Source organism: Pseudomonas sp. R9.37 (assembly GCF_963878885.1).
Classification (GTDB): Bacteria; Pseudomonadota; Gammaproteobacteria; order Pseudomonadales; family Pseudomonadaceae; genus Aquipseudomonas.
Map to the genome: position 1 here is coordinate 246,770 of NZ_CAWNZA010000049.1, position 26,048 is coordinate 272,817.

The following is a 26,048-nucleotide window of genomic DNA, read 5'->3' on the forward strand; positions in this document are numbered from 1 at the left end:
AGCCCATGCAAAGCGTTTTAGACAACTTCCGCCTCGATGGCCGGCTCGCGCTGGTCACCGGTTCCAGTGCCGGTATCGGCCTGGCGATTGCCCGTGGTCTGGCCCAGGCCGGTGCGCGGGTGGTGCTCAACGGGCGCAACCGCGCCACCTTGCGCGATGCGGCCGCACTGCTGACGCTCGAGGGCCTGGAGGTGCACACCCAGGCATTCGACGTGACCGACAGCGCGGCGATCCAGGCCGCCGTGGCCGACATCGAGGCGCGCCTGGGGCCACTGGAAATCCTCGTCAACAACGCCGGCATGCAACGCCGTGGCCCGCTGGAAGACTACAGCGAGCAACACTGGCGCGAGCTGATCAGCACCAACCTCGACAGCGCCTTCCTGGTCGGCCAGGCCGTGGCCCGAGCGATGATCCCGCGCAAGCGTGGGCGCATCATCAATATCTGCTCGGTACAAAGCGAGCTGGGCCGCCCTGGCATCGCGCCGTACGCGGCGAGCAAGGGCGCGTTGAAAATGCTCACCAAGGGCATGGCCATCGACTGGGGCCCGCACGGGCTGACCGTCAACGGCATCGGGCCCGGCTACTTCAAGACCGAACTGAACGCCAACCTGGTGGCCAACCCCGACTTCAGCGACTGGCTGGTGCAGCGCACGCCGAGCCGCCGTTGGGGCGACGTGGCCGAGCTGGCCGGTGCCGCGGTATTCCTCGCCAGCGACGCCGCCAGCTTCGTCAACGGCCATATCCTCTACGTCGACGGTGGCATCACCGCGTCGCTGTAATCCTGGAGAATTTTATGCACGCTATCGTCTGTCACGCTTCAAAGGACCTGCGGGTCGATCCCCAGGATGAACCGCAAACCCTCGCCCCCGACCAGCTGCGCGTGCGCATCGCGCGGGGCGGTATCTGCGGTTCGGATTTGCACTACTACCAGCACGGCGGCTTCGGCACCGTGCGGCTGCGCGAGCCGATGGTGCTCGGCCACGAAGTGTCGGCGGTGATCGACGCGGTAGGCAGCGACGCCGGGGTATTCAAGGTTGGCGAGCGCATTGCGGTGTCGCCATCGCGCCCCTGCGGCGGCTGCCGCTATTGCCATCAGGGCTTGCCCAATCACTGCCTGAACATGCGCTTCTACGGCAGCGCAATGCCCTTTCCCCACATCCAGGGTGCGTTTCGCCAGAGCCTGGTGATCGAGGCCCATCAGGCGCATCGCCTGGCCGACCACGTCAGCCTCGCCGAGGGCGCACTGGCCGAGCCGTTGTCAGTAGGCTTGCATGCGATTCAGCGTGCTGGCGCGGTGTTCGGTAAACGCGTGCTGGTGACCGGCTGCGGCCCGATTGGCAACTTGCTGATCGGCAGCCTGCGTGCTGCCGGTGCCGGTGAAATCGTGGCCGTGGACGTGTCCGCCAGCGCCCTCGCCTGCGCCGAAAAGATGGGCGCCACACGCACCCACAACATCGCCGACGGCGCCGATGCGCTCAAGCGCTACACCGCCGAAAAGGGCTACTTCGAAGTGATGTTCGAAGTCTCCGGCAGCGCCCAGGCCCTGCGCAGCGGCCTGGATTGCATCGCCCCGCGCGGGGTGTTGGTGACGGTGGGCCTGGGCGGTGATGTATCGCTGCCGCTGAATTTGCTGGTCAGTCGTGAGATCGACTTGCGCGGCACCTTCCGGTTCCACGCGGAGTTTGCCCAGGCGGTGGATTTGCTCAATCGCCAGATCGTCGATGTACGCCCGGTGATCTCTCACACCGTGCCGTTCGGTGATGCGGTGCAGGCATTTGAACTGGCGGCGGACAAGACCCAGGCGATGAAAGTGGTGTTGGATTTTGGTGTGCCGGATCTGGATTGACGCCTGGCCTGGAATGCAATCTCCCCAGCAAAGTTGATCCCTGTGGGAGCGGGCTTGCCTGCGAAAGCGGTGGCTCAGTTACACATGAGCTGGCTGCCCCACCGCATTCGCGAGCAAGCCCGCTCCCACATTTGATCGACATCAGTGCTGAAGGCTGCGCAGGTCGCTGGGCCGACTGGACCAGTGCCGAGTGTCTGTCTACGCTCACCACCGAGTGGAACCCTCCATCGCCAAGGGTTGCAACAACACGTAAGGCTCAGGCGCGCTCTTCAAGCCTGAAGCGCAAAAAACGATGGCTCTTGGAAAACAACCGCCGGTAGGTGAGCAGTACCGCACCTACCGTGCCCAACGCCGACGAGGCGGCGATCAGAAACATGATCACGATCTGATACCGCACCGCGTCCACCGGGCTCTCTCCCGCAAGCACCTGGCCGGTCATCATGCCGGGCAGGCTGACGATGCCAACCACGGTCATCTGGTTCAGCGTCGGGATCATCCCGGCGCGTACTGCCTGGCGGATGGCTTCCTGCGCGGCTTCCCAGCGCGAACCGCCCAACGCCAGGATCATCTCGATGGTGTTGCGCCCCGAGGTCAATTCCTGGGTCATGCGCTCGATGCCCAGTGACACGCCGGTCAGGGTATTGCCAAGGATCATCCCCAGAATCGGAATCGCATACTGCGGCTCGTACCACGGGTGGATGCGGATCACCGCAAACAACCCCACCGCCGTGACCAGCCAGGAGCTGCCCCACACCGACAGGATGCTGTCGGCCCGTTGCCCGCGATAGGTCCTGCGCCCACGTCCGGCCGCCGACAGGCCGGCGATCAAAGTCATCGCGCACATCAGCGGCAGCACCACGTACCAGTAGGCAAACTCGAACACCCAGCCCAGCAGATAACCAATGGCCAACAATTGCACCACCGTGCGCACCGCCGCCCACAGCAACTGGCGACCCAGGCCCAGGCGCAAGAGCAACGACAGCGCGCCGTTGATCAGGATCAGCGAGGCGGCGATGCCCATGTCCAGCGCTGTGAGGTTTTGATAATTCATGGTTGGGCCACTGCGCTCAGCACGCCGGCGCTCATCTGCAGGTGGATGGCGCTCATGCGTTGGGCCTGGTCGAGGTCGTGGGACACCCAGATGAAAGCACGCGAGTTGTCGCCGGCAAACCAGGCGTCGATCAGCGCTTCCACATCACGGGAGCACGTGGGATCGAGGGCCGCTGTGGGTTCGTCGAGCAACAGCACTTCGGGGTTGAGTTGCAGCGTGCGGATCAGCGCGACCACCTGGGCTTCACCGCCCGACAGGTCACCGGCATTTTTGTGCAGAAAGTCCGCAGTTTTCCCGGCATGCCCCAGCAGCGTGGTGACCGCCTGCTGGTCAAAGCGGCGCTTGCGCAACGTCTTGAGGCTGAACGGAAAACGCAGGTTGTCCTGCACCGTGCCCTCAAGCAGCGCAGGGCGTTGCGACAGGTAGCTGATGTGGCTGCGGTAATGGGGAATGTCGGCATTGGCAACCGGCTGGTCGTTCCACAGAATCTGCCCCGAGGTGGGCGCATCCAGCAGCGCCAGCGCGCGCAGGAACACGCTTTTGCCGGAGCCGGAAGAACCGGTGATCGACACGCGATCGGCGCTGTTGAGGGTGAAGTCCGTCGGTTCAAGCAAGGTCACTTGGCGACGCTCGTCCACGCGCGTGAGGGCGCGGGTTTCTATCAGTGCGCTCATGGACGCGGTGTTCCTCTTAAATCCTGTTGGGCGCAATGGTGCGGCAGGTGCACGAAGATTTCATGAAAAAATTCAAACTATCGCCATTCATGTCGTTCACACCTTCACGTGCAACGTAAAACAGGAGGCGACATGCAATACCGACAACTGGGCCATTCAGGCCTGCTGGTATCCGAAATCATCCTGGGCACCGTGCCCTTCGGCGGTCGCGCCGAGTTTGAAAAGTGCGGCGCGGTGGACGTACCTCAGGCCAAGCGCATGTTCGACATCGCGTTCGACGCCGGCGTGAATATGGTCGACACCGCCGACCTCTACTCCCACGGCCTGGCCGAAGAAGTGGTGGGCAAGGCCTTGGGCGCCAAGCGTCACGACATCCTGCTGGCCACCAAGGGCCGCAGCCCGGTGGACAAGAACCCGAACAACTCCGGGTCCTCGCGCTACCACTTGATTCGCGCCTGCGAAGCCAGCTTGAAGCGCCTGGGCACCGACCACATCGACCTGTACCAATTGCACAATTGGGACGGCATGACGCCCATCGAGGAAACCCTCGAAGCGCTGCGACTGTTGGTCGGTTCGGGGAAGATCCGCTACTTCGGCACCAGCAACTTCACAGCCTGGCAAATGATGAAAACCCTGGGCAAGGCCGAGCTGCACGGCATGCTCAAGCCCATCACCCAGCAGATTTACTACACGCCGGAATCGCGCGAAGCCGAATATGAACTGCTGCCGCTGGCACTCGACCAGTCCGTCGGCACGCTGGTGTGGGGCCCGATGGGCGAAGGCCTGCTGACCGGTTCGACGCGGCGCGGGCACACACCACCGGCCACTACCCGCCAAGGCAGTGGCTGGCCGGAACCCTATGTGCATGACCAGGAACGCGCGCTGGACATCATCGAAACCCTCGCCGCCGTGGGCGACGAACACGGTGTGTCGGTGGCGCGCACTTGCCTGGCGTGGCTCAAGGATCGCCCGGGCATTACCTCGCTGATCGTCGGCGCCCGCACCGAAGCACACTTGCGCGACAACCTTGCGGCGACCGAACTCAAACTCACCGAAGAACAGTCTTCACGCATCGAGGCGGTGACACGGCGCCAGCCGTTGTACCCGTACTGGCATCGCTTCACTGCCGGGATTGACCGTTTTGATCCGGCGGAGCAGCCGTTCCTGGCCGAGCATCAAAAGACCATGGATGCGCGCAAGGACAAGTAAGAGCAACACGACAAAAAGGTGGGAGCGGGCCTGCCCGCGGAGGCGATGGTTCCGTCAGCGCATTGGCTGACTGACACCGCGCCATCGCGGCCAGGCCCGTTCCCACACTGGCAGGGTTGCACTGAGCGCCAATGCTGCCTATATTTCCCGCCTGGCGCTCTCTACGCCACCTTCCGCGGAAAGGGCTGCGCCCAAGACACTCAAGCTGCATTTCATTTTTACGACTCCCAACCTTAAAGCGGAAAAGGTCTGTGCAAGGAGATCGTATGTCGCAACGCCCTTTATCCTCCAACACCGATGGCCGTCTTAACCTTGAGCAGCAGCGCAAGCGCGCCAAGGAACTGTTGCCGCGCCTGAAAAGCCAGGACCCCACCGCCACGTTGTCCCAGGCCCAATGGCACGTCGCCCGGCAACTGGGGTTCAGCAGTTGGCCCAAGCTCAAGGCGCACGTCGACGCCCTCGACTTCGCCGCCCGCCATCCCGCGTTTGAGGCCAGCGATGAAGCCCGTACCAGCCACTGGCGTTGCGGCAGCGACATTGCCCATAGCCTGCAGGTGGCTGGGTTCAAAGGCCGGTTCCAGATGCTCACCGATCCGCTGTGCATGGGGCCGGTGCGTGACCTTCCCGGCGACGCATTCCGCGCGATGCGCAGCGCGTTTATCAGCCAGGCCTTCGCCCTGGACCCCACCGAAGTCGCGCGGCGCATCAACGATGAATACCACCAGCTTGGAGCCTTGGCCGACGCCGATCACAGCGTGCTGTGGTGCGAGGCGGATGCCTACGACCAACTGTTCCTGATCCGCGCGCTGGCCGGGCTTGAGCAGGCACCGCGCAAGCTTGAGCTGATCGAAGTGGACCGCATTCCCGGCGTCGAGCGGTTTATCGGCATTGGCCAACTGGCACCCGATGTCCTCGCGTGGTTATGGCCACAGCGCCGGTTGATCGACGATGAGGCCGTGCAACTGGCCAAGCAGGCCTGGTCAGCTTACTGCAACCCCTCGCCGGTCAACTGGGCGCAACTGGCGCAGGGCAACCACCGCGCCCTGCCCTTGCTCGCGCCCGCGCTGACGCGTCAATTGCAGGAATTGCCAGGCAGGCGCGATGGTTTGTCACTCACCGAACGCTTGTCCCTGCAGTACATCGCCGAAGCCGGGCCCGTGCCGTTTGGTCGAGTGTTCGCAGAACTGATGGGCAAGCGCGAGCCGCTGCCGTTTCTGGGCGACATGACGTTTCATGCGTTGTTGCGGCCGTTGATCGATGGTGACGAGCCGTTACTGGTCGAGACTGCAACCGAGCCCGAATGGCCACGTCGCTTACTCGCGCTGACCCCCCTGGGGCACGCGGTGCTGAACGCCGACGCTTATTGGCTGGACCACGCCAACCAGGTGCGTTGGGTTGGCGGGGTGTGCCTGGAACCCCGCCAACCCCACTGGACGCTGGATGACGACCACCAGCCTTTATGGCGTGATTGACGGCCGCGGTTCGTGGATCGGGCACCCGTTGTGCTCGGCCCTGAACCCCGACGACATCTCGTAAGCCGGTTTACGCACGCGCATTACTCCGCCCAACGGGCGATGCGCCGCCAGCCCGTGCCACGGGCTGAAGGCCATGCCGTCGTCGATTTTCTGGACGTTTTCAGGGCTCCAGGCCGCTTGGGGCTCAAGGTCAATGCGCGCCACGGTCACGTACGGGCTGAGGTCCTCGGGCCATTGCACGGAAGCATCCTCGATGGGCATTTTTTCCAGGTCAGTGGCCAATTGCACGCGCACCTCCCAAGTGCCGCCGCTCTGGGCAAAGTAAGCCTCAACGGCTGCGCGCAGGCCGTCGGGGTTATCGCCAAAGTCCACGTGCAAGTCGGTCAATGCCGTCAGGTTGGACGACACCGGCACCACAGCGATTTTGGCGTAGTAAGGGCCATAGAGCATCGGCACCACGCTGGAAAAGCTCTCGCCGAGGATATGGGTCTGCGGATGGCCGCCGAGGCTCTTCAGCGTGCCGCTTTCGCCGCCCATGGATTCGAGTGTGGCTTCCACGCCTCGCAACAGCGCCGAGAAGGCTTTTTTCATGCCCGGCGCCTTGTCAGTGGTCTTGGCCAACAATTTCAGCGTCTTCAAAAAAGCCTTGGGCGTCGCGGCCGTGAAGGCCTTGGCGTTTTGCATGACGAAATCCTGGGTGACCTCGCCCTCACTGCCCGGCAATCGCGGGCCGTCCACGCCGACGATCTTGATTGCCAACCCGCGGGGCGTGGACACCTTGTCATCGAGAATATCGCCTGGGTTGGTCGAAAAGCGCAGGTACACCGGCAAGCGCACCGGTTTGGCGAAGGCGCCCTGGGCCAGTGTGGCGGGCAGGTTTTCCAGCACGCTGATGTGCCCGCGCAGCAAGCCATGGGCCTTGGCGTGGACGCTGCGAGTGGCGTGGCCATTGTCGCGAAAGGTAGTTTCCATGATGCCGTGCAGCGCTTCAGCCAGCTCCTTGCTGGTCTGCGCTTCATCATCGGGAATCTGTTCGAATGACGGCTCAAAAGCCAAAGGTTGAATCGATGGGTTGACTGCAGGTAGGTCGTTCATCAGGCGTCTCTCCGCTCGGCAAGGTATTCACGGCAGGCTTTTTTCTAATAGGCAGCGACGACTGAATAAATGCGGCCGTCTTGATTGATAGGGCCGAGGCAGAGAAACGGATGTTCAACAAATCCGCACGGCGTCGGACGAGCGGTTAGCCTGCCGCCCGGAAGCCCGCTCGAACCTTTTGCCAAGCGTACTCGTCGTAACGTTATCCCTCACCGATAAAGCCCTCAGGTGCAGCCCATGCTCATCTATCCAAAAGCCCACTTTCACCCCTACACCCACGCGAGCGGCGGCTGGGGCTCGGCGCAGTCGGTGATGAAAATTCTCTGGCGCGAACAGGCCTTTGCCAAGGCCACCAAAGCGCTGCTCAAACAGAACAAGCCCGATGGCTTCGCCTGCGTCAGTTGCGCCTGGGCCAAACCCGGCAAGCCGCATGCTCTGGAATTCTGTGAAAACGGCGCCAAGGCCACGGCCTGGGAACTGACCTCGCTCAAGACCTCACCTGCGTTCTTCGCCGAACACTCGCTCAGTGAACTGCGCCAATGGTCGGACTACGCACTGGAGCAACACGGGCGACTGACCCATCCGATGCGCTACGACGCGGCCACCGACCGCTACCGCGAAACGTCATGGGAGGAGGCTTACCGCGAGATCGGCGCGCAATTGCAAACGCTGCAACCCGACAGCGTGGTGTTTTACGCCTCGGGCCGCGCCTCGCTGGAAACTTCGTTCATGTACCAGCTGTTCGCCCGGGCCTATGGCACCAACAACCTGCCCGACAGTTCGAACATGTGCCACGAAAGCACCTCGGTCGGCTTGCAGGAGAGTATCGGCATCCCCGTCGGGAGCGTGACGCTGGAAGATTTCGAGCACACCGACTGCCTGTTTTTCTTCGGCCAGAATGTCGGCAGTAATGCCCCGCGCATGCTTCACCAGTTGCAGGATGCGCGCAAACGCGACGTGCCGATCATCACCTTCAACCCCTTGCGCGAACGTGGGTTGGAACGCTTCGTCAATCCGCAATCACCGGTGGAAATGCTCACCCCCGAATCCACCGTGATCAGTACCCAGTATCACCAGGTGGCGATCGGTGGCGACACGGCCGCCGTGCTCGGCCTGGCTAAAGTGCTGCTGGAGCTGGACGACCAGGCACAGCGCGACGGGCGTGCGCCGGTACTCGACTACGCCTTTATCGCCGAACACACCGAAGGCTTCGACGCGTTTGCGGCGATGGTTCGCGCCGCGCAGTGGCCGACCATCGAGCGCCGCTCCGGCCTGAGCCGCAGCGCCCTGGAGGCGGCCGCGCAGGTGTACGCGCGCAGTAACCGGGTCATGATGATCTACGGCATGGGCCTGACTCAGCATCGGCACGGGGTGCAAAACGTGCAAATGCTGGTGAACCTGTTGTTGATGCGCGGCAATTTCGGCAAGCCGGGTGCAGGTATCTGCCCGGTGCGCGGCCACTCCAATGTGCAGGGCCAGCGCACGGTGGGCATTACCGAAGACCCGAAAAAAGTCCCGGTCGAACTGATCGAGCAGCAGTTCGGCTTCAAGGTGCCGGAGCAAATGGGCCTGTGCACGGTGGACGCCTGCGAAGGCATTCTGGCCGGGCGCGTGCGCGGCTTTATCGGCTTGGGCGGCAACTTCCTGCGTGCGATTCCCGACACGTCGCGCATGGAGCCGGCCTGGCAAACCTTGCAACTCAACGTGCAGATCGCGACCAAACTCAATCGCACGCACTTGTTGCCCGCGCAACACCAATGGCTGCTGCCGTGCCTGGGGCGTATCGAAATCGACCGGCAGCAGGGGGTCGAGCAAACCTGGGCCACCGAGGACAGCACCGGCTGCATCCACGGCTGGCATGGCAGCGCCGAACCGGTCAGCGCCCACGTGCGCGCCGAGGCCAGCATCGTCGCCGGCCTGGCCCAGGCCACGTTGCCAGCGGGCGGCTCGATTGATTGGCAGGGCTGGAGCGCGGACTACTCAAAAGTGCGCAGCGCCATCAGCCGCATCTACCCGCAGATCTTCCACGACATGGAAACCCGCATGGCCGAACCGGGAGGATTTCACCGCCCCATCGCCGTTGCGCACCGCGAATGGCTGACCGACAGCGGCAAGGCACAGTTCGTGCTGCCCGCCACGCTCAATGAAGACGATGACGTCAACACCCAGGTGCTGGCGCGTGATGTGCTGCAACTGATGACGCTGCGCAGCAACGACCAGTTCAATACCACGATCTACGGCTACGAGGATCGCTTTCGCGGCATCAGTGGCACGCGCGAGGTGATCTTCATGCACCGCAACGATATCGCGCGGCTGGGTTTCGAGAACGGTCAGGGGGTGATGTTGACCACCGCCATAGAGCCTGAGGTCAAGCGCCAGGTCGGTCCGCTGGAAATCGTTGCGTATGACATCCCCGAAGGCTGCGCCGCGGCGTATTACCCTGAATGCAACCCACTGGTGCCGCTCTGGCACCACGCCGAACGCAGCAAGGTGCCGGCGGCCAAATCGGTGCCGATACGCTTGAGCGTGCCGGTTGATCAACGCTTGGGCGAGAGCCCGACCGCGCAGGCCACCACCGCCGGATCGCCCTGATAGATCGCGCGTGGCGCCGCTGACGGCACGCTGGTCCGGCTGTCAACGGCGCGCAGCACCGGGCGTTCGACCGTGGGCAGGCTATGGTCGGGATCGACCACTTCCATGCAGCGACGCAGCGAGTTGAAATCCGGCGATTGCGACAGCGACAAATGCAGGGTCTGGCTGACCGACACCGACACCACCGAGCTCTGCGCACATTGCCCGTCATAGATCAGCGTGTGGCGAATCAGCGGGTTGTCATGGCAATACTTCAACAGGTTGACCTGCCGCGAGTGCACCAGCGCCGTGTTGATGATCAACAGGTCGAACGCCACAACGCCTGAACGTGTCAGTGCCTGCAGCTCGTCGAACGAGCTCAAGGGGACGATACGGTGATAGCCCAGCTGGTTGAGCATTTTCTCGATCTTGATCCGTTGCAGAAGGTCTGCATCGGCAATCAGAAGGCGTAACGCTTTATTGGACATAGGGTAAACCTGGCAGGTGGGCATCCGCGTCGATCATTCAACGCTGACCACGTTACCCGTCGGGGGTGAAACCTGACTTTAAGGCGATTCTGAAACGGTAACCGGGTACAGCCCCGCACTTTTAAGAATCGCCTGAAAGCCCCCACTGTGCCCTGCCCCTACCATGGGCCGCGTTCCCACACGCTCCCATGGATTCGTCTGTGCTCATGTTTTTACTCAGAATGATGATTTTAGCCTGCGGATTGCTGGCCCTTGCACCGCCGCCCGCCAGCGCCGCGCTGAAGGTCGAAGGCACGCGCCTGATCTATTTCGGCCATGACCGCGAAGCCAACATCAGTGTGGTCAACCAGGCTGCACGGGAAGTGGTGGTGCAAACCTGGATCAGCGGCCAGGACGAAGCCAGCAGCCACAGCGTGCCGTTTGCCGCCACCGAGCCGTTGGTGCAGCTGGGCGCCGGCGAGCATCATCAGTTGCGCATCCTGTATGCCGGTGAAGGGTTGCCCAGCGACCGTGAATCGCTGTTCTGGCTGAATATCATGGAGATCCCGCTCAAGCCGGAAGACCCCAACAGCGTGCAATTTGCGATACGCCAGCGGCTCAAGCTGTTCTATCGGCCACCCGCGCTCAAAGGCGGCTCGGCCGACGCGGTGCAGCAACTGCAATGGCGCAGCAACGATGGGCGCACCGTCACGGTCAGCAACCCCAGCGCCTTTCACCTGTCGCTGGTGAACCTGCAAACCGACGGCCAGGTGCTCAGTGATTACCTGCTGCTCAAGCCTTTTGAGCACAAAACCCTGACCGCGCCCGGCCCGTTGCCCAAAGGCACCACCCTCCACTTCACCGAAATCACCGATATCGGTTTGCAGGCCCGCCACAGCGCGGCGCTCAACTGATGGTTCGCGGGGTATTTGCACCAATGTCACTCACCAAACGATTTCTACCCATGCTGCTGTGGGCTTGCGCAGTCCTGCCCGCCACCGGCCATGCGCTGGCCTGCCGTGAGGATGGCAGCGACTCGATCATTACCAAGGAAGCCTTGGGCACCGCCCTGGCGGTGGCGGCCGACGCGCCAAACGGCAGCATTATCTGGGAGTCCGGCCCACGCTCCACCGATGTGATTTGCAAAGATGACTACTACTACGGCCGCGAGGAAATCTACTTCTACGTCAACCCGGCCAACGTCAGCATTGGCACGGGCATCCGCGTGGGTATTCGCTATAACAACCAGCCGATCACCCAAAGTACCGGCAAGGTCGGCACCGGGTTCTTTTCCGACCGCGGCTGCAACCTGGCCAACTGCAAGGGCTGGGACAAGGCGCGCTTCACCCTCAACTTCAGCGTGTTCATCGAGAAATACGACCCTACGCCTCCCAGTGGCCAGGCCAGTACCCTGACCGAGTATCGGGTGTTCCAGCTGGACGGCGTACGCGGGCTGAACTCAAGGCCCAACAGCAACTTCAACTACGTGGTCACCGGCATGAACGGCATCCGCTTTGTGCCCTGTACCCCCGAGCTGACCATCAGCCCCAGCGTGGTCAGCTTCCCGATGCCCTCGCGCAAATTTGCCATCGGCGAAGTCGCCAGCACCGCAAACTTCAGCTTGAACCTGCGCAAAGGTTGCGACACGCCTTATACCGTCAGCGCTCGCTTCGCCACCACGCCGGGTGGCGGCAGTGTGATTAACGGGTTACTGGTACCGGACAACAATAAATCGGTGGGCATCGCCCTGTCCCGCGCCGAAAGCCAACAGCAATTGCCGTTCGACAATTGGTTCACGCTGCAGGAACTGATGGGCCTGGGCCAGAGCCACGACGAATTCCGCGCCGATTTGAAATGGCGCACCCTGCCGATTCCCGGCGCATTCGACGCCGCAGTGGTGGTGGATATGTATTACAAATAGCTGATTTTTTTAAGGATCGTCTTATGCCACGCGGCACGGCCGACGCTTAAAGTCCGCCGATGCGATTGAAAAGTTATCTGCTCCAGATCAACCCCGTCCTCTCCCGACCCGAAGCAGCCAGAAGGCTGCTTCGTATTTTCGCGACCGTGCTGCTCATCGGCATCCTCAGCGGCGTGTACACCTTTCTGCTGTCCACCTTCAATAACGATATTTCCCAGCGCCGTGGATACATGAGCAGCGCCATCGCCGAAGCCCATACGTTTTTCACCAACCGCGAGGCGCTGCTTGAAAGTCTCAGCCTCTCGGCGGTGCGCAAGCAGTCAAGGATTTACCCCTCCTCTCCCGAAGAAGAGCATGTGCAGCTGGGCGACACGCCGGGCAACCAGTGGAGCATCTGGCTGACGGCACGCCTGCGCGACTACCTCAAGGCCAAGCAACTCAACCTGCTGTATGTAAACGCCGGCCCTACCCCGCAGGTGACACGGGTATATGACGCGACCGCGCAAGTCCTGCCGATTTCCAAGTGCATGCTCACCCGCCTCAAGGCCTTGCAGCACAGCGACCCGTCCACCCTCAACGAGTTGTGGCTGAGCGACCGCACCGAACACCATTCGCACCTTTACATATTCATCCGTCTGGATCGCCAAGACCCCACTTCCGGCTGGCTGGGACTGGAAATGGAAAGCCGAGAAGTGTCCCAGGCTCTCAGCGACCAGAGCGCCGGCGAGTTCATGATGCTCAACTCCCAGGGCATGCTGGTATTTACCAACAGCGACGACACGCAGATGCGCCAGCAACACCTCAAGCCCAAGGAAGACAGCTTCTTCGGCTTTGTCGGCAACGGCTTGCTGCCCGATCACCTGGTGATTCGCAAGCACCTGAAATCCTCGGACTGGCAGTTGATGTATTCCATCGACTTGCGCGCCGTGGTCACCGGCTTGTGGAAACAGCTACTGGGTTCGCTGCTGTTCTGCCTGTTCAGTCTGACGCTGATCTGGCTGGTGATGCGCCGCGTCGACCAGCGCTTCATCATTCCCTCGATTCACCGCATCCAGGCACTGATCGAAAGCGAGGCGTTTGGCCGCGACGTAATCCAGACCGCGCCTGTCGCCCTGTGCGTACTGCGCCGCACCGACGGCCAGGTGGTGCTGGAAAACACCCTCGCCCAGCAATGGCTGGGCCACGGCCCGGAGCGCGAGGCGTTGCGCGCCGGTTGGATCGCGCAGGCCTACGCCGGTGAACCGTCCGAACGCAGCGATTACTTTGAAACCATCGACGGCCGTCACCTGTACCTGAGCAGCGCGCCGACCCGTTACAGGGGCGAGGACGTGTTGTTTTGCGCCTTCAGCGATATCAGCGCACGCAAACAAGTGGAAGCGGCGCTGGAAGAAGCGCGGCAGTCGGCGGACGCCGCCAACGCCGCCAAGACCTTGTTCCTGGCGACCATGAGCCATGAAATCCGCACGCCGCTGTACGGCGTGCTCGGCACCCTGGAATTGCTGGCGCGCACACAACTGGACGCCCAGCAGAAAGACTATCTGCACGCCATCGAAGGTTCGTCTTCGACCTTGCTGCAACTGATCTGCGACGTGCTCGACGTGTCGAAGATCGAGGCCGGGCAGCTGGCTTTGGAAATGAGCGAGTTTTCGCCGCTGGACCTGGTCCACGAAATCATCCAGGGCTACGCCGCGGCCGCCCAGGGCAAAGGTTTGCAGCTGTATGCCTGCTTCGACCCGAAGTTGCCGGAACGGCTGATCGGCGACGTGACACGCATCCGCCAGATCCTCAACAACCTGCTCAACAACGCCGTGAAGTTCACCGACTACGGGCGCGTGGTGCTGCGCGTCAAAGTGCTTGGCCGTGATGGCGAGCGCTCCAGTGTGTTGTGGCAAGTCTCGGACACCGGCAAAGGCATCGCCCAGGAAGACCAGGCGTTGATTTTCGAGCCCTTCTACCAGAGCGAAGGCAACACTAACGTGGTTGCCGGCACCGGCCTGGGCCTGCCGATCTGCCAGCGCCTCACCGAATTGATGAACGGCAATATCCGCATGGTCAGCGAACTGGGCCTGGGCAGCAGCTTCAGCCTGATCCTGCCGCTGGAAGAAGCGCCGACGCCACCGATGACACCGTTGCTGGCCGAGACGATCTACGTGGTGTCGCCCATCCCGGAACTGGCGCACTCGATCAGCGGCTGGCTGCGCCGCTGGGGTGCACGCGCTCAGACCGGGCTGCCGACGCTGCCGGAAAGCCATCTGCTGCTGCAAGTGCATCCCGGCAGCGTCGATCCATTGCTGGCGCCCGAGTGGCCGGGCCCGGTGATTCACGTCAGCAGCCATGCCTGCACCGCGCTGGAGGCCGAGGCCGGCGCCTGGCACGTCAACCTCAACCACTTGGGCGCTGTTCATCAGGCCGTGAGCCAGGCCCAGGGGCTGTGGGTGGCCCGCGCCGGTGAGCAGACGCGTCAGCGTGACTTGAACAAACTCAACCTGCACCTGCTGGTGGCCGAGGACAACATCATCAACCAGCTGATTTTGCGTGACCAACTCGAAGAGCTCGGCTGCACCGTGGAGCTGGCGGCCGATGGTCAGGAAGCGTTGCAGCTGTACACCGCCGGCAACTTCGACGTGGTGCTGACGGATGTGAACATGCCCCACATCAACGGCTACGAACTGGCGCGCGAACTGCGTCGTCAGGGCTGCCCGTTGCCGATTATCGGGGCCACCGCCAACGCCATGCGCGGCGAGGCCGACCTGTGCCTGGCCGCCGGCATGAACCATTGCCTGGTCAAACCCTTTGCGTTGCGGGCTCTATTCAACTCCCTGGCGCCTTATGCACGGATCACCCATGAAGCCCCTTAGTATTTTGATTGTTGAGGACCATCCCCTGCAGCACATCTACCTGCAGCACCTGCTCAGTGAGTTGGGGGATTTCATGCTCGAAACCGCCGAGGACGGTAAAGAAGCGCTGGAGCGTCTGCGCCAGCGCGATTTCGACCTGGTACTGACCGACCTGCTGATGCCCGGCATGGACGGCGTGCAGTTTATCCAGTGCCTGGCCAGCCTGCGCTGCAAGCCGGCGCTGGCGATCATGAGCGCGGCGTCGCGGCGCATGCTGATGGCGGCCAGCCTGGTGGCGAAAAACCTCGATGTGGAAGTGATCGGGCTGATCTCCAAACCGGTCGCCGCCGACGCCCTGCGCAGCCTCGTCGACCAACTCAGGAACACCGTGCGCAAGCCCTCCCCCGAATTGCCCGAACACCTGGACATCGACCGCCACACCCTGGTGCACGCCATGAGCAGCGGCCAACTGCAGGCCTGGTTCCAACCGAAAAAATCCCTCGCCAACGGCCGCATCGTCGCCGCCGAAGCCCTGGTGCGCTGGATGCATCCCGAGCAAGGCGTGATGCTGCCCGCCGCGTTCCTGCCGGCGATCAAGGCATTCGAGCTGGAGGAGCGATTGTTGTGGGTGGTGCTCAAACAGGCGATCCACGCCCAGGAACGCTGGCGCCAGCGTGGCTACGAAATACCGGTGTCGATCAACTTGCCCACGCACCTGCTCAATAGCCATGACCTGGCCGACCGCTTGCTGGAATTCGTGCTGCACCACGACGGCATTCCCGGAATGATCTGCTTCGAGCTGATGGAATGCTCGGTGCCCCAGGACATCAGCAACTTCTACGCCGGCGCCTGCCGCCTGCGCATCAAGGGCTTCGGCCTGTCCCAGGACGATTTCGGCAAGGGCTACAGCTCGTACCTGAACCTGGTCTCCACACCGTTTACCGAATTGAAGATCGATCAGGCACTGGTGCAGGGCTGCCACGACAACGAAGGCATGGCCCAGGCCCTGGCAAGCATCATCGCGCTGGGCCGCAAACTGGGTCTCACCGTGGTGGCCGAAGGGGTGGAAACCCCGCAGCAACTGGCGCTGCTGCGCAAGGTCGACTGCAATCAGGTGCAGGGTTTCCTGATTTCTCACGCGGTCTCTTCCGAACAATTTCAACAACTTCTGAACAATGATGGCCCCGCGACATCTCACTAGCTGGCGGCCGCGGATTATCTGTTCGATAGTAAGGAGTAAGCTCCATCCTGTGCCGATTTATCCTGCGTCTGCGGAAACCTCTGATGAAGCACAACAACGCGGTCCTCGAAGCCTTCACCCGCAGCTCGTCGCGCCTGAACAAAGGCCTGATGGTGCTGCTCGGGATCGCGTTGCTGTTGGTGCTGACCAATTACTGGTCACTGCAGCGCGGGGTCGAAACCCGTTACGGCGCCACGCGCTTTCATTTTGCGCGCCTGATGGAGAACCTGGCGGAGCAGGAGTCGTACCTCAAGAGTCTGACGCACCCTGGCATCCAGGCCGAACTGTTGCGTGCCACCAACGTTCAGGTCAGCCTCAAAAGCCGCATGGTCGACAACCACCGCACGCTGTACGAAGGCCAGAAATATTCGTTTTCGGTGCCGTTCAGCGTCAAGTTTGACGAGCAGCAGATCAGCGCTGCCGCGCGCCCGCAGATTTTTGCCCTGGGCGCGCATCTCACCAGCTATTACAGCGCCTTCTGGTCGTCCTCGCCCTATGAAGCGCCACAAACCTTTCTGCTCAATCGCCAGACGCCTTACACCATCACCGTTCCGTCGGTGGGCTACCAGCGTCGAGAAAGTACCGAGGAAACTGGCAACCTGGTGGCGCTGGTCAACGCGGTGCAACAGACCCTCGACCAGACGCCGCAGCCGCTGGAACAGAACCGCGTGTACTGGCAGGCCGGTCCTGCGCCTGCGCACCTGCTGGCTTATATCGGCCTGCCCCTCGACGGCCAGGGCCAGGCGGTGGTCGGTACCTTGCTCGACGTGGCGCAGGTCGACGATGTGCAGCGCGCCCTGGACCACTCGGCCTTTGACCGTTTCACCCTGATTGGCCCCGACGGCAGCCGACTGGTCGGGCCAGACGTCGGTGTGCCGCTCAGCGATGGCGTGCACTTCAGGGCCGACGGCTTCGAATTCAAGATCACCCAACGCGGCGACCAGCCCTGGAGCGCAATCTATGGGCTGAACTACTCACACTTTTTCCATTCGGCCTTGTGGCCGCTGAGCAGCCTGGCCCTGTTGCTGGGCACCCTGATTACGCTGTGCTGGGGCGGTAGCCGCTGGTACCGACGCCAGGTGATCAACCCCGCACGCCTGGCGCACGAACGCATCGCCGAAAGCGTGGCGTTCAGCCGCGTGATCATCGACACCGCGCCCACCGGCCTGTGCGTGGTGCGGCGCAGTGACGCTAAGGTGTTGATCGAAAACCAGCGTGCCCAGCAATGGCCAGGCACCGCGCGGCTGGTATCCGCGCTGGCCGGTGTGCATGACAGCGCCGAGAGCGGCGAGACGCACCTGGAGATCGAAGGCCGCCACCTGCAGATCGGCTTCGTCTCCACCCGTTACCAGGCCGAAGACGTACGCCTGTATGCATTCAACGACATCACCCGGCATATCGAAGATGCCCAGGCGTTGGAGGACGCCCGTCACGCCGCCGATGCCGCCAACGAGGCCAAGACGCTGTTCCTGGCGACCATGAGCCATGAAATTCGCACGCCGTTGTATGGCGTGCTCGGCACTCTGGAACTGCTCGGCCTGACCGACCTGGACCCGCACCAGAAAACCTACCTGCAGACCATACAGCGCTCATCCGCGACGCTGTTCCAGCTGATCAGCGACGTGCTCGACGTGTCGAAAATCGAGTCCGGGCAAATGGCAATTGAAGCCGTGGAGTTCTGCCCGCTGGACATGCTCGAAGACACCCTGCACACGTACGCCGCCTTCGCCCAGCGCAAGGGCTTGCAGCTTTACAGTTGCATCGACCCGCAGCTGCCCGACAGCGTACTGGGCGACCCGATGCGCATTCGCCAGATTCTCAACAACCTGGTGAGCAACGCGCTCAAATTCACCGACATCGGGCGCGTGGTGATCCGCGCCCGGGTCACGGCGCACGACGCCGAGTACGTCAACCTGGAATGGCAGGTCACCGACTCTGGCGTGGGCATCCCCGAGGCGCAGCAGGCCAAGCTGTTCGATGTGTTTTACCAGGCACCCGACACCGCCAGCGAAGGCGGCGCCGGGCTGGGGCTGCCGATTTGCCGCTGGCTGGCGCAAATGATGGACGGCGAGATCAAAGTGGTCAGCGAGCCCGGCCTGGGCAGCAGCTTCACCCTGAAAATACGCCTGCCGCTGTGCAGCGGTGCGTTGACCAACCCGCCGCTGATCGAACCCAGCGCGACGCCTGTGTATGTGCAGGCGCCGGTACGCGAGCTGGCGCAGTCGCTGTGTGACTGGCTCAATCGCCTGGGCATTGCCGCGGCCCTGGCGGCGCCCACGCCGGAACAGGACAGCCGCCAGGCGGTGCTGGTCGATCTGCTGCCCAGCGAGCCGGCCCGCCACTGGGCCGGGCAACGCGTGCTGTGCCTGCCCGGCGCGCACAGCCCGCCGCTGCACACGGCACAGGGCTGGGTCGTGGACATGCACGACGTACGGGCTATCGCCACCACCGTGTCGCTGGCCCAGCACGGCAAGCATGAGCAACCGCCGGCGGCCCTGCCACAAAGTGCCGGGCAGCTTGGGTTGCGCATCCTGGTGGCCGAGGACAACCCGATCAATCAGGCGATCATCAAGGAACAACTGGAGGCGCTCGGCTGCTCGGTGACCTTGGCTGCCAATGGCGAGCAGGCGCTGCAGTTGTGGCAACCGCAAGCCTTCGACCTGGTGTTGACCGACGTGAACATGCCCTTGATGAATGGTTATGAGCTGGCCCGCACGCTCAGGGCGCATGACCCGCAATTGCCGATCATCGGCGTGACCGCCAACGCCATGCGCGAGGAAGGCGTGCGCTGTCTGGCGGTCGGCATGAACGCCTGGATCGTCAAACCCCTGAGCCTGCAAACCCTGCGCGCGCAGTTGGTCAAGCTATGCAAGGTCAAGGCGCCGGTCGAACCGCCGCCCGAGCCGTTCGACGACCACGTGCAGCTGTCGGACAAGATGCGCCCGCTGTTCATCAGCAGCGTGCAGCAAGATTTGCAGCGACTCGGCGCGGCACTGGCGCAGCGTGATGCGCGCGCGCTCGCCCAACTGCTGCATTCGGCCTCAGGCGCGCTAGGCGCCGTGCAGGCGCTTCCCCTGGCCCAGGCCTGCATCGAACTGGAAAACGCACTGAACCGCGGCAGCCTCGACACGACGCTTGAGCTCAAGGTGAAGGCGGTGATGCAACGACTGTCGGCCGTCCTGGACACTCTCCAGCCCGGGCACACTTCCCTCACTTGAACTGGCACTACGGACGGCCCTTTATGAAAAAATTCAACGTGGTTATCGCGGACGATCACCCGATCGTGCTGCTCGGGGTACGCGAACTGGTGGAGCGCGACACGCGCTTTCAAGTCGTGGGTGAAGCGGTGTGTTCGGCGGGCCTGATCGAACTGTTGCAGCGCCAGGGCGCCGATATCGTGATCACCGATTACAACATGCCCGGCGACTCGCCCTACGGCGATGGCCTGAAGTTGGTGGAATACCTGAAGCGGCATTTTCCGCAGGTGCAGATTTTGATCCTGACCATGATTTCCAACCACCTGATCCTCACGCGTCTGCAGGAGCTGGGCGTGGTCGGCATCATCCAGAAAAGCCAGTTGCACACCGAGATTCAACTGGCGCTCAAGGCGATTGCGCAACAGAGCGCCTACCGCAGCCTGGAGCCGCCCAAGACCTCGGTGATCGAGACCCTCACGGCCATCGACGAGCGCTTTACCAGCTTGTCGCCCAAAGAGTTCGAGATCTTGCGGTTGTTTATTTCCGGCATGAGCGTGAGTGATATTGCGCGCAGCCAGAACCGTAGTTCAAAGACCATCAGTGCACAAAAAATATCGGCCATGCGCAAACTTGAAGTGAGCAGCGACCAGGACCTTCTCGCCTATTGCCTGGCGCGCAATATCTTCAACTAAGCACACCGTGCAAGCCATTCCCAGGCGATGGCTTGGCCCCCTGTTTGCGGGCTCAACAACTGCCTTGCGGTGCAACTAACCCGTCTATTGCGCGGCTTATAAGAATCGTCTTATTCGCTCGCAGCGCCTGCCCTCTTATTCTTTCCTCGCAGTTCAACAACCGCATTTTCCAACTAACACTTACGGACATCATCATGAAGAAGTTTTCCCTGGCTGTTATCGCCTCGGCCATTATCGCCGCCTCCGGCAGTGCATTTGCCGATGATCCGGCACCGACGCCTACCCTGGGCGGCAGCGGTAAAATTACCTTCACCGGCGTGATCAACAACGACGCCTGCTCGGTAGACGGCGCCAACTCCGATCGCACTATTTCGGTGGACATGGGCAACGTTTCGATCAAAGACATGGGCACCGCGGAAAACCCAACCGCCGGCCGCGTGACTGCCAAAGACTTCAACCTGAACGTCAACTGCAACCAGGGCACCAAAGTCGCGATGATCTTTGACGCCAACAACGGCGGTTCGGGCCTGGTGACCGGCAAGAACGTACTGGCGCTGAACGCCGGTTCCGCTTCGGCTAAAAACGTCGGTATCGCCCTGCTCGACAGCAATGGCAGCTTGATCGACCTCAGCTCGCAGGCCACTGCGCGCATCGAAAGCACCATGCACGGCACCGGCACTGCCGGCGGCGACGCCACCCTGAGCTTTGCAGCTGCCTACGTCACCACCGGTGCCGCTGGCGCATCCACCGCCGGTCGCGGTGATGCCACCCTGCCGTTCATCCTGCAATACGAGTAACCCCGGCGCCCCGTGCACCGAACGCGCGAGGCCACACGGCCTCGCCATTCTCTTTTTTGATTACACCGGATAACCCTCATGCTGCCTCGTTCTATTGCCGCATGCCTGGGGCTGCTGGGCATGCTTATGGCTACCCAGGCCGCCGCCAGCATTTCATTGAATGCCACCCGTATCGTGTTCGATGGCGACCATAAAGAAGCCAATATCACCGTGCGCAACGGTAACCAGGATGTGTTGATTCAGTCCTGGGTCGACATGAATGATTCCAGCGGCAGCCGTGCTCCGTTTGCCGTCACCCCGCCACTGGCCCGGGTGTTCGCCAAGGAACAGCAACTGCTGCGCATCCTGTATGAAGGCACGGGCATGCCCACGGACCGCGAGTCGGTGGTGTGGTTGAACGTGCAGGAAATTCCCAAGGCCAGCGAGACCGAGAACACCTTGCAGTTGGCGATTCGCCAACGCATCAAGATTTTTTTCCGCCCTGCCGGCCTGACCGGCAGTGCGTTGCAGGCGCCTGCGCAGCTGGAGTGGGCATTGGTCAACCACGGCGCGCAAACGCTGTTGCAGGTAAAAAACCCGACGCTGTACCACGTGTCCATGGCCGACGTTAAAGTGCAGGCACAACTGGCGAGCGACTCGACCATGATCGCGCCCGGCGAGCAAAGACAGTTCGCGCTCAAGACGGCGCCAGCGCCCGGCCCGGTGCAACTGTCGTTTTCCAGCATCAATGACTACGGCGCACAGAATCATTACACCGCGCCACTTTCGGGCATCGCTGCACACGCGACCGAATCACGCCTCAACCCCTAAGCACTTTCTCTAACCCACAGGCTCACGTTGCGTGCGTGTTCGCGTGCCCGCCTGTTCGCCAATCAGGGATGTCACAGGTCTTCGCATGTCTTTTCTTTCCAGTAACAGGCCCGCGCGTGGCGCACTGAAGTTGAAGACGCTGTCGTTCGCGATTGCCGCCAGCCTGCCGGCCTGGGCGATGGCCGAGGACACTGCGCAAACCTTCAACACCACGTTCCTGCAAGGCTCGCAGTCGACGGTCGACCTGCAGCAATTGCTCTCGGCCAACAGCGTGCTGCCGGGCAATTACCGCGTCGACCTGTACAGCAACGAAGTGCTGGTGGGCCGGCGCGACATCGACTTCAAGCGCAACCCGAAAAACGACCGAGTCGAAGCCTGCCTGACCCTCGATCTGCTCAAGCAGCTGGGCATCGACATGCATCGCCTCCAGGCCGAGGGCAAAATCGACCCGCAGCACCCGCAGGAATGCTACGCCCTGGCCGAGATGATCGAGGAGGCCAGCGTGCGTTACGACAGCAGCCGCCTGCGCCTGATGGCGAGCATTCCGCAGGTGGCCATGCAGCGCGGCATGCGCGGTTACGTCGACCCGCAATTATGGGATGACGGCGTGCCCGCAGCGTTTATCAACTACCAGCTCAACAGCAGCCGCACCGCCGGCGACTACAAAACGCGCGTCTCGAATAACCTCGGCCTGCGCAACGGCATCAACCTGGGCGCGTGGCGCCTGCGCAATGAATCGAACCTGAGCGGCGGCACCGGGCGCTCGAACACCTACACCAGCAACCGTACTTACCTGCAGCACGACGTGACCGCGATCAAGGGCCAGTTCAGCGCCGGTGAGATCTTCTCCGACACCGACCTGTTCGACAGCGTGCGTTATCGCGGCCTCAAGCTGGCATCCGATGACGGCATGCGTGCCGACAGCGAGCGCGGTTATGCACCGGTGATCCGTGGCGTGGCGCAGACCAATGCGACGGTGGAAATCCGCCAGAACGACTACATCCTCTACACCGCCAACGTTGCGCCGGGGCCGTTCGAGATCAGCGACATCTACCCCAGCGGCTCCAACGGCGACCTGCAAATCACCGTGATCGAAGCCGACGGGACGCGCCGCGTGACGATGCAGGCGTTTTCCAGCTTGCCGATCATGGTGCGGGAAGGCCAGGTCAAGTACAGCCTCTCGGCGGGTACCTTCAAGAGCAACGCCGATGGCCTGGCGAGCCCGCGTTTTCTCAGCGGCACCCTGGCGTACGGCCTGACCAGCAACCTCAGCGGGATTGTCGGGTTGCAGGCCAGCGAGGACTACAACGCACTGTCCATTGGCGCCGGCAGGAACACCTCGTTCGGCGCCTTCTCGCTGGACACGACGCACTCCTCCAGCAAGGCCCTGGGGAAAACCACCCAGGGCAGCAGCGTGCGGGCGCTGTATGCAAAAACCTTCACCGGCACCGACACCAACTTCACCCTGGCCGCCTACCGCTACTCCACCGAGGGCTATCGCACCCTCAGCGACCATGTCGAAGACAGCAGCCAGGATGTGCGTGTGCGCACCGGCCACTCAAAAACCCGCACCGACCTGACCATCAACCAGAGCATCGGGCGCAACAACGAATTTGGCAGCGTGTACGTGAATGCCAGTGACCAGCGCTACTGGAACCGCGGCGGCTCGCAGAGCTTTTCGGCCGGCTACACCAGCAACTGGGGCGAGCTGAGCTACAACCTCGGCGTAACGCGCACCAAGCAGATCGTCACCTGGGGCCAGCCGAGCAGCGACACGCAGTTGAACCTGTCGATTTCGTTCCCTCTGGGCAGCCAGGCCCGCGCGCCGCGTGCGTTTGTCACCACCAGCCGGCAGCACGGCGACACCACCACGCAGGCGGGCATCAATGGCTACGTCGCCGATACCAGCGACACGTTCTATTCGGTGCAGGCCGGCCACAGCGACACCAGCGGGGATTCCGGTTCGGTGAACATCAACAGCCGGACGTCGGTGGCGGACGTCAGCCTCGGCTACAGCCAGGGCCAGGGTTACAACTCGCAAAACCTCAACCTCGCCGGCTCCGTGGTGGCGCACGCCGGTGGCATCAACTTGGGCCAGACCGTCAGCGAGACCTTCGCCTTAGCCGAAGTGCCCGGCATCTCCGGGGCGAAAATCAGCAGCTACAGCGGCGTCGAGACCGGCTACAACGGCTACGCAGTGATCCCGAATGCCCAGCCTTACCGCGTGAACTGGGTGAGCCTGGACACCCGCGACCTGGGCGGCAATGTGGAAATCACCAACGCCACCCAGCAAGTGGTGCCGCGCCGTGGCGCGATCGTGGTGGCGCACTACAGCGGCACCACCGGGCGCCGGGTGTTGTTCGAGTTGTTTGATGCGCAGCACAAGCCTCTGTCGTTCGGCGCTTCGCTGGAAGACTCGGCCGGCAAGCAACTGGCGATTGCGGACCCGAATGGCAATGCGCTGGCGTTGGTGGAAAAGGATCAAGGCACGCTGGTCATCAAGTGGGGCGATCAGCAATGCAGCGCAAGCTATGCGTTGGCGCCGCAGAACAAGGCGCTGAACTATGAGCGCCAGGCGTTGGTGTGTGGGCCTTAAAGGGGCAATCCACATCCTTGCTGTCTGATTCACGAAGATCCAAATGTGGGAGCGGGCTTGCGCGCGAACGCAGTGCGTCAGTCACCAGATACATCAACTGACACTCCGCCTTCGCGGGCAAGCGCGCTCCCACATTTGGGTGAGGTACAGCTTAAGGTCAGTGTTTAGGCTAAGGTGCTGCCGATGCGCCCTCCTCTTCGAGACTTGCCCATGCGTAACCTGATTTTCGCCGGCGTTTGCCTGCTGACCACCGCCCTGGCGGGCTGCCAGCAAACCCCACCGGCCAACGACCAACTCGACGCCGTGCTCTGGACCCAGACCTCCATCGAGCACGAGTTGATCTACCGCCAGCTGTTCGCCAACGCCACCCGTCAGCTCGACGTGGCCCTTGCCGACCCTACCTGGGACGCCCTGCCGTTCCCGCCGCGCAACCTGACTGGTCTGCCCCCGGCCGTGGTCGTCGATATCGACGAAACCCTGCTCGACAACGTGCCACTCAACGCCCGCGACATCATCAATAATCAGGTCTACTCCTACGACCGCTGGAACACCTGGGTAGACCAGGCCAAAGCCCAGGCATTGCCGGGTGCAGTGGCGTTCCTGCAAGCGGCCGAGCAAAAAGGCATCAAGGTTTACTACCTCACCAACCGCGAACACAGCCAGGTCGCGGCCACGGTCGCCAACCTGCGCCTGCGCGGCTTCCCGGTGGACAGCGACGAGCAAGTGCTGGCCGCCAGCACGCCGACCGGCCATTGCGAAAGCGCCGGTTATGGCAAAAATTGCCGCCGCCAGTGGGTCGCCAGCCACGCCCGCGTTTTATTGATGGCGGGCGATTCGCTGGGGGACTTCGTGCAGGCCGAACACAACACCCTCGCGGACCAGCGCAAGGCCGTCGCACCGTATGTGAATTGGCTGGGGCAGCGCTGGTTTTTGCTGCCGAACCCGAGCTATGGCAACTGGTACAGCGCGCCGTATGGCGATGATGAGAAGTTGCCGTTTGAACGTAAACGCCAACTTAAGCAGCAGGCGTTGCAGTTGTAGGAATAAAGGGCTGGCTGGGCCTCAGGCCTTCACGTTCTGCCGGATGTTCCAGCCAAACTTCACCGGCCCACCGTCCTTGCCGCCATCGGCTTTCTGCGGTTGGTAACTGACGTCGACGGTGGCGAAATTCAAGGCGAAACTGTCGTGCAGTACATCGGCGCCGTTTTCAGCACTCGTGCTGTAGGACACCACCATGACCTCCTTCAGGGTGATCACCAGATACGCCACCGGGCTCGCGCCTCCCGCCTTGCGCACCACCAGTTTCGCCTCCGGATAATGCTTGCCGCTGGCGCAGGCCATCATCAGGTTAGGGCTGGATTTATCCAGCGGCTTTGTCAGGTTCAAGTTGGCAATAGTGACCTTGCCCGCACCGCCGCCCGTACCGCTGTGCATCGAACCTGACTGCGACATTCCCCACGCCCAGTGGGTGATATCGATCTCGTCGCGATGGGCTTGATCCCTTGACTCACCCTTGATGTCGCCCAGCTTCAAAAACATATCGACGGCCATGTTTGCTCCCTGCCTTGGT

Annotated in this window: 20 protein-coding genes; 15 read left to right on the plus strand and 5 right to left on the minus strand. The window is 62.4% G+C overall.

The window, feature by feature from the left end; translation table 11 throughout:
• The first annotated feature begins 5 nt into the window (after positions 1 to 5).
• A complete protein-coding gene (locus tag AACU78_RS28500; protein ID WP_106578927.1) occupies positions 6 to 779 on the plus strand; it encodes a glucose 1-dehydrogenase in 774 nt (257 codons plus the stop codon).
• Between the two features lie 14 nt (positions 780 to 793).
• On the plus strand, positions 794 to 1,846 hold the full coding sequence (locus AACU78_RS28505) for an L-idonate 5-dehydrogenase (RefSeq protein WP_106578928.1): 1,053 nt from the start codon (positions 794 to 796) through the stop codon (positions 1,844 to 1,846).
• 256 nt (positions 1,847 to 2,102) lie between these two features.
• Here AACU78_RS28505 and AACU78_RS28510 read toward each other — a convergent pair whose 3' ends face one another.
• The gene (locus tag AACU78_RS28510) at positions 2,103 to 2,897 is read right to left on the minus strand and encodes an ABC transporter permease (RefSeq protein ID WP_106578929.1); all 795 of its coding nucleotides are present in this window, start codon (positions 2,895 to 2,897) and stop codon (positions 2,103 to 2,105) included.
• Positions 2,894 to 3,571, minus strand: a complete 678-nt coding sequence (locus tag AACU78_RS28515; RefSeq protein WP_106578930.1) for an ABC transporter ATP-binding protein — start codon at positions 3,569 to 3,571, stop codon at positions 2,894 to 2,896. Before AACU78_RS28515 ends, AACU78_RS28510 begins: the two co-directional genes overlap by 4 nt.
• A gap of 132 nt (positions 3,572 to 3,703) precedes the next feature.
• Here AACU78_RS28515 and AACU78_RS28520 point away from each other — a divergent pair, with 132 nt between their 5' ends.
• Entirely contained in the window at positions 3,704 to 4,780 is a 1,077-nt protein-coding gene (locus tag AACU78_RS28520; RefSeq protein WP_106578931.1) for an aldo/keto reductase, read from the plus strand.
• Positions 4,781 to 5,046: 266 nt separating this feature from the next.
• Positions 5,047 to 6,252, plus strand: a complete 1,206-nt coding sequence (locus AACU78_RS28525; RefSeq protein WP_106578932.1) for a DUF1835 domain-containing protein — start codon at positions 5,047 to 5,049, stop codon at positions 6,250 to 6,252.
• Here AACU78_RS28525 and AACU78_RS28530 read toward each other — a convergent pair.
• Complete coding sequence (locus AACU78_RS28530) at positions 6,238 to 7,353, minus strand: catalase family protein (protein ID WP_371924161.1); 1,116 nt, start codon at positions 7,351 to 7,353, stop codon at positions 6,238 to 6,240. The two genes, AACU78_RS28525 and AACU78_RS28530, sit on opposite strands and share 15 nt — an antisense overlap.
• 234 nt (positions 7,354 to 7,587) lie before the next feature.
• Between AACU78_RS28530 and AACU78_RS28535 the strand changes: the two genes are divergently transcribed.
• Positions 7,588 to 9,942: an FdhF/YdeP family oxidoreductase gene (locus tag AACU78_RS28535; RefSeq protein WP_106578934.1), complete on the plus strand. Its 2,355-nt coding sequence runs from the start codon at positions 7,588 to 7,590 to the stop codon at positions 9,940 to 9,942.
• On the opposite strand, the gene AACU78_RS28540 is transcribed toward AACU78_RS28535, so the two are convergent.
• Positions 9,888 to 10,409 (minus strand): chemotaxis protein CheY, encoded by a 522-nt coding sequence (locus tag AACU78_RS28540; RefSeq protein ID WP_106578968.1) that lies wholly within the window; start codon positions 10,407 to 10,409, stop codon positions 9,888 to 9,890. The two genes, AACU78_RS28535 and AACU78_RS28540, sit on opposite strands and share 55 nt — an antisense overlap.
• A gap of 221 nt (positions 10,410 to 10,630) precedes the next feature.
• Here AACU78_RS28540 and AACU78_RS28545 point away from each other — a divergent pair, with 221 nt between their 5' ends.
• The 10 genes from AACU78_RS28545 to AACU78_RS28590 all read left to right on the plus strand — a co-directional run bounded on the left by AACU78_RS28545 (position 10,631) and on the right by AACU78_RS28590 (position 25,519).
• Positions 10,631 to 11,302 (plus strand): fimbrial biogenesis chaperone, encoded by a 672-nt coding sequence (locus AACU78_RS28545; protein WP_218876596.1) that lies wholly within the window; start codon positions 10,631 to 10,633, stop codon positions 11,300 to 11,302.
• A 50-nt stretch (positions 11,303 to 11,352) separates the two neighbouring features.
• Positions 11,353 to 12,309: a fimbrial protein gene (locus AACU78_RS28550; protein WP_256586994.1), complete on the plus strand. Its 957-nt coding sequence runs from the start codon at positions 11,353 to 11,355 to the stop codon at positions 12,307 to 12,309.
• A 59-nt stretch (positions 12,310 to 12,368) separates the two neighbouring features.
• Entirely contained in the window at positions 12,369 to 15,167 is a 2,799-nt protein-coding gene (locus tag AACU78_RS28555) for an ATP-binding protein (RefSeq protein ID WP_106578937.1), read from the plus strand.
• Entirely contained in the window at positions 15,154 to 16,347 is a 1,194-nt protein-coding gene (locus tag AACU78_RS28560; protein ID WP_106578938.1) for an EAL domain-containing response regulator, read from the plus strand. Before AACU78_RS28555 ends, AACU78_RS28560 begins: the two co-directional genes overlap by 14 nt.
• Positions 16,348 to 16,430: 83 nt before the next feature.
• A complete protein-coding gene (locus tag AACU78_RS28565; protein WP_106578939.1) occupies positions 16,431 to 19,604 on the plus strand; it encodes a hybrid sensor histidine kinase/response regulator in 3,174 nt (1,057 codons plus the stop codon).
• A gap of 23 nt (positions 19,605 to 19,627) precedes the next feature.
• Positions 19,628 to 20,275 (plus strand): response regulator, encoded by a 648-nt coding sequence (locus tag AACU78_RS28570; protein WP_053257033.1) that lies wholly within the window; start codon positions 19,628 to 19,630, stop codon positions 20,273 to 20,275.
• A 194-nt stretch (positions 20,276 to 20,469) separates the two neighbouring features.
• Positions 20,470 to 21,072, plus strand: a complete 603-nt coding sequence (locus AACU78_RS28575) for a fimbrial protein (protein ID WP_106578940.1) — start codon at positions 20,470 to 20,472, stop codon at positions 21,070 to 21,072.
• A 78-nt stretch (positions 21,073 to 21,150) separates the two neighbouring features.
• Positions 21,151 to 21,882: a fimbrial biogenesis chaperone gene (locus tag AACU78_RS28580; RefSeq protein WP_106578941.1), complete on the plus strand. Its 732-nt coding sequence runs from the start codon at positions 21,151 to 21,153 to the stop codon at positions 21,880 to 21,882.
• Between the two features lie 85 nt (positions 21,883 to 21,967).
• Positions 21,968 to 24,478, plus strand: a complete 2,511-nt coding sequence (locus AACU78_RS28585) for a fimbria/pilus outer membrane usher protein (protein ID WP_106578942.1) — start codon at positions 21,968 to 21,970, stop codon at positions 24,476 to 24,478.
• A gap of 210 nt (positions 24,479 to 24,688) precedes the next feature.
• Positions 24,689 to 25,519: a 5'-nucleotidase, lipoprotein e(P4) family gene (locus tag AACU78_RS28590; RefSeq protein ID WP_106578944.1), complete on the plus strand. Its 831-nt coding sequence runs from the start codon at positions 24,689 to 24,691 to the stop codon at positions 25,517 to 25,519.
• Between the two features lie 21 nt (positions 25,520 to 25,540).
• On the opposite strand, the gene AACU78_RS28595 is transcribed toward AACU78_RS28590, so the two are convergent.
• Entirely contained in the window at positions 25,541 to 26,029 is a 489-nt protein-coding gene (locus tag AACU78_RS28595) for an Hcp family type VI secretion system effector (protein ID WP_106578945.1), read from the minus strand.
• Positions 26,030 to 26,048 lie beyond the last annotated feature (19 nt).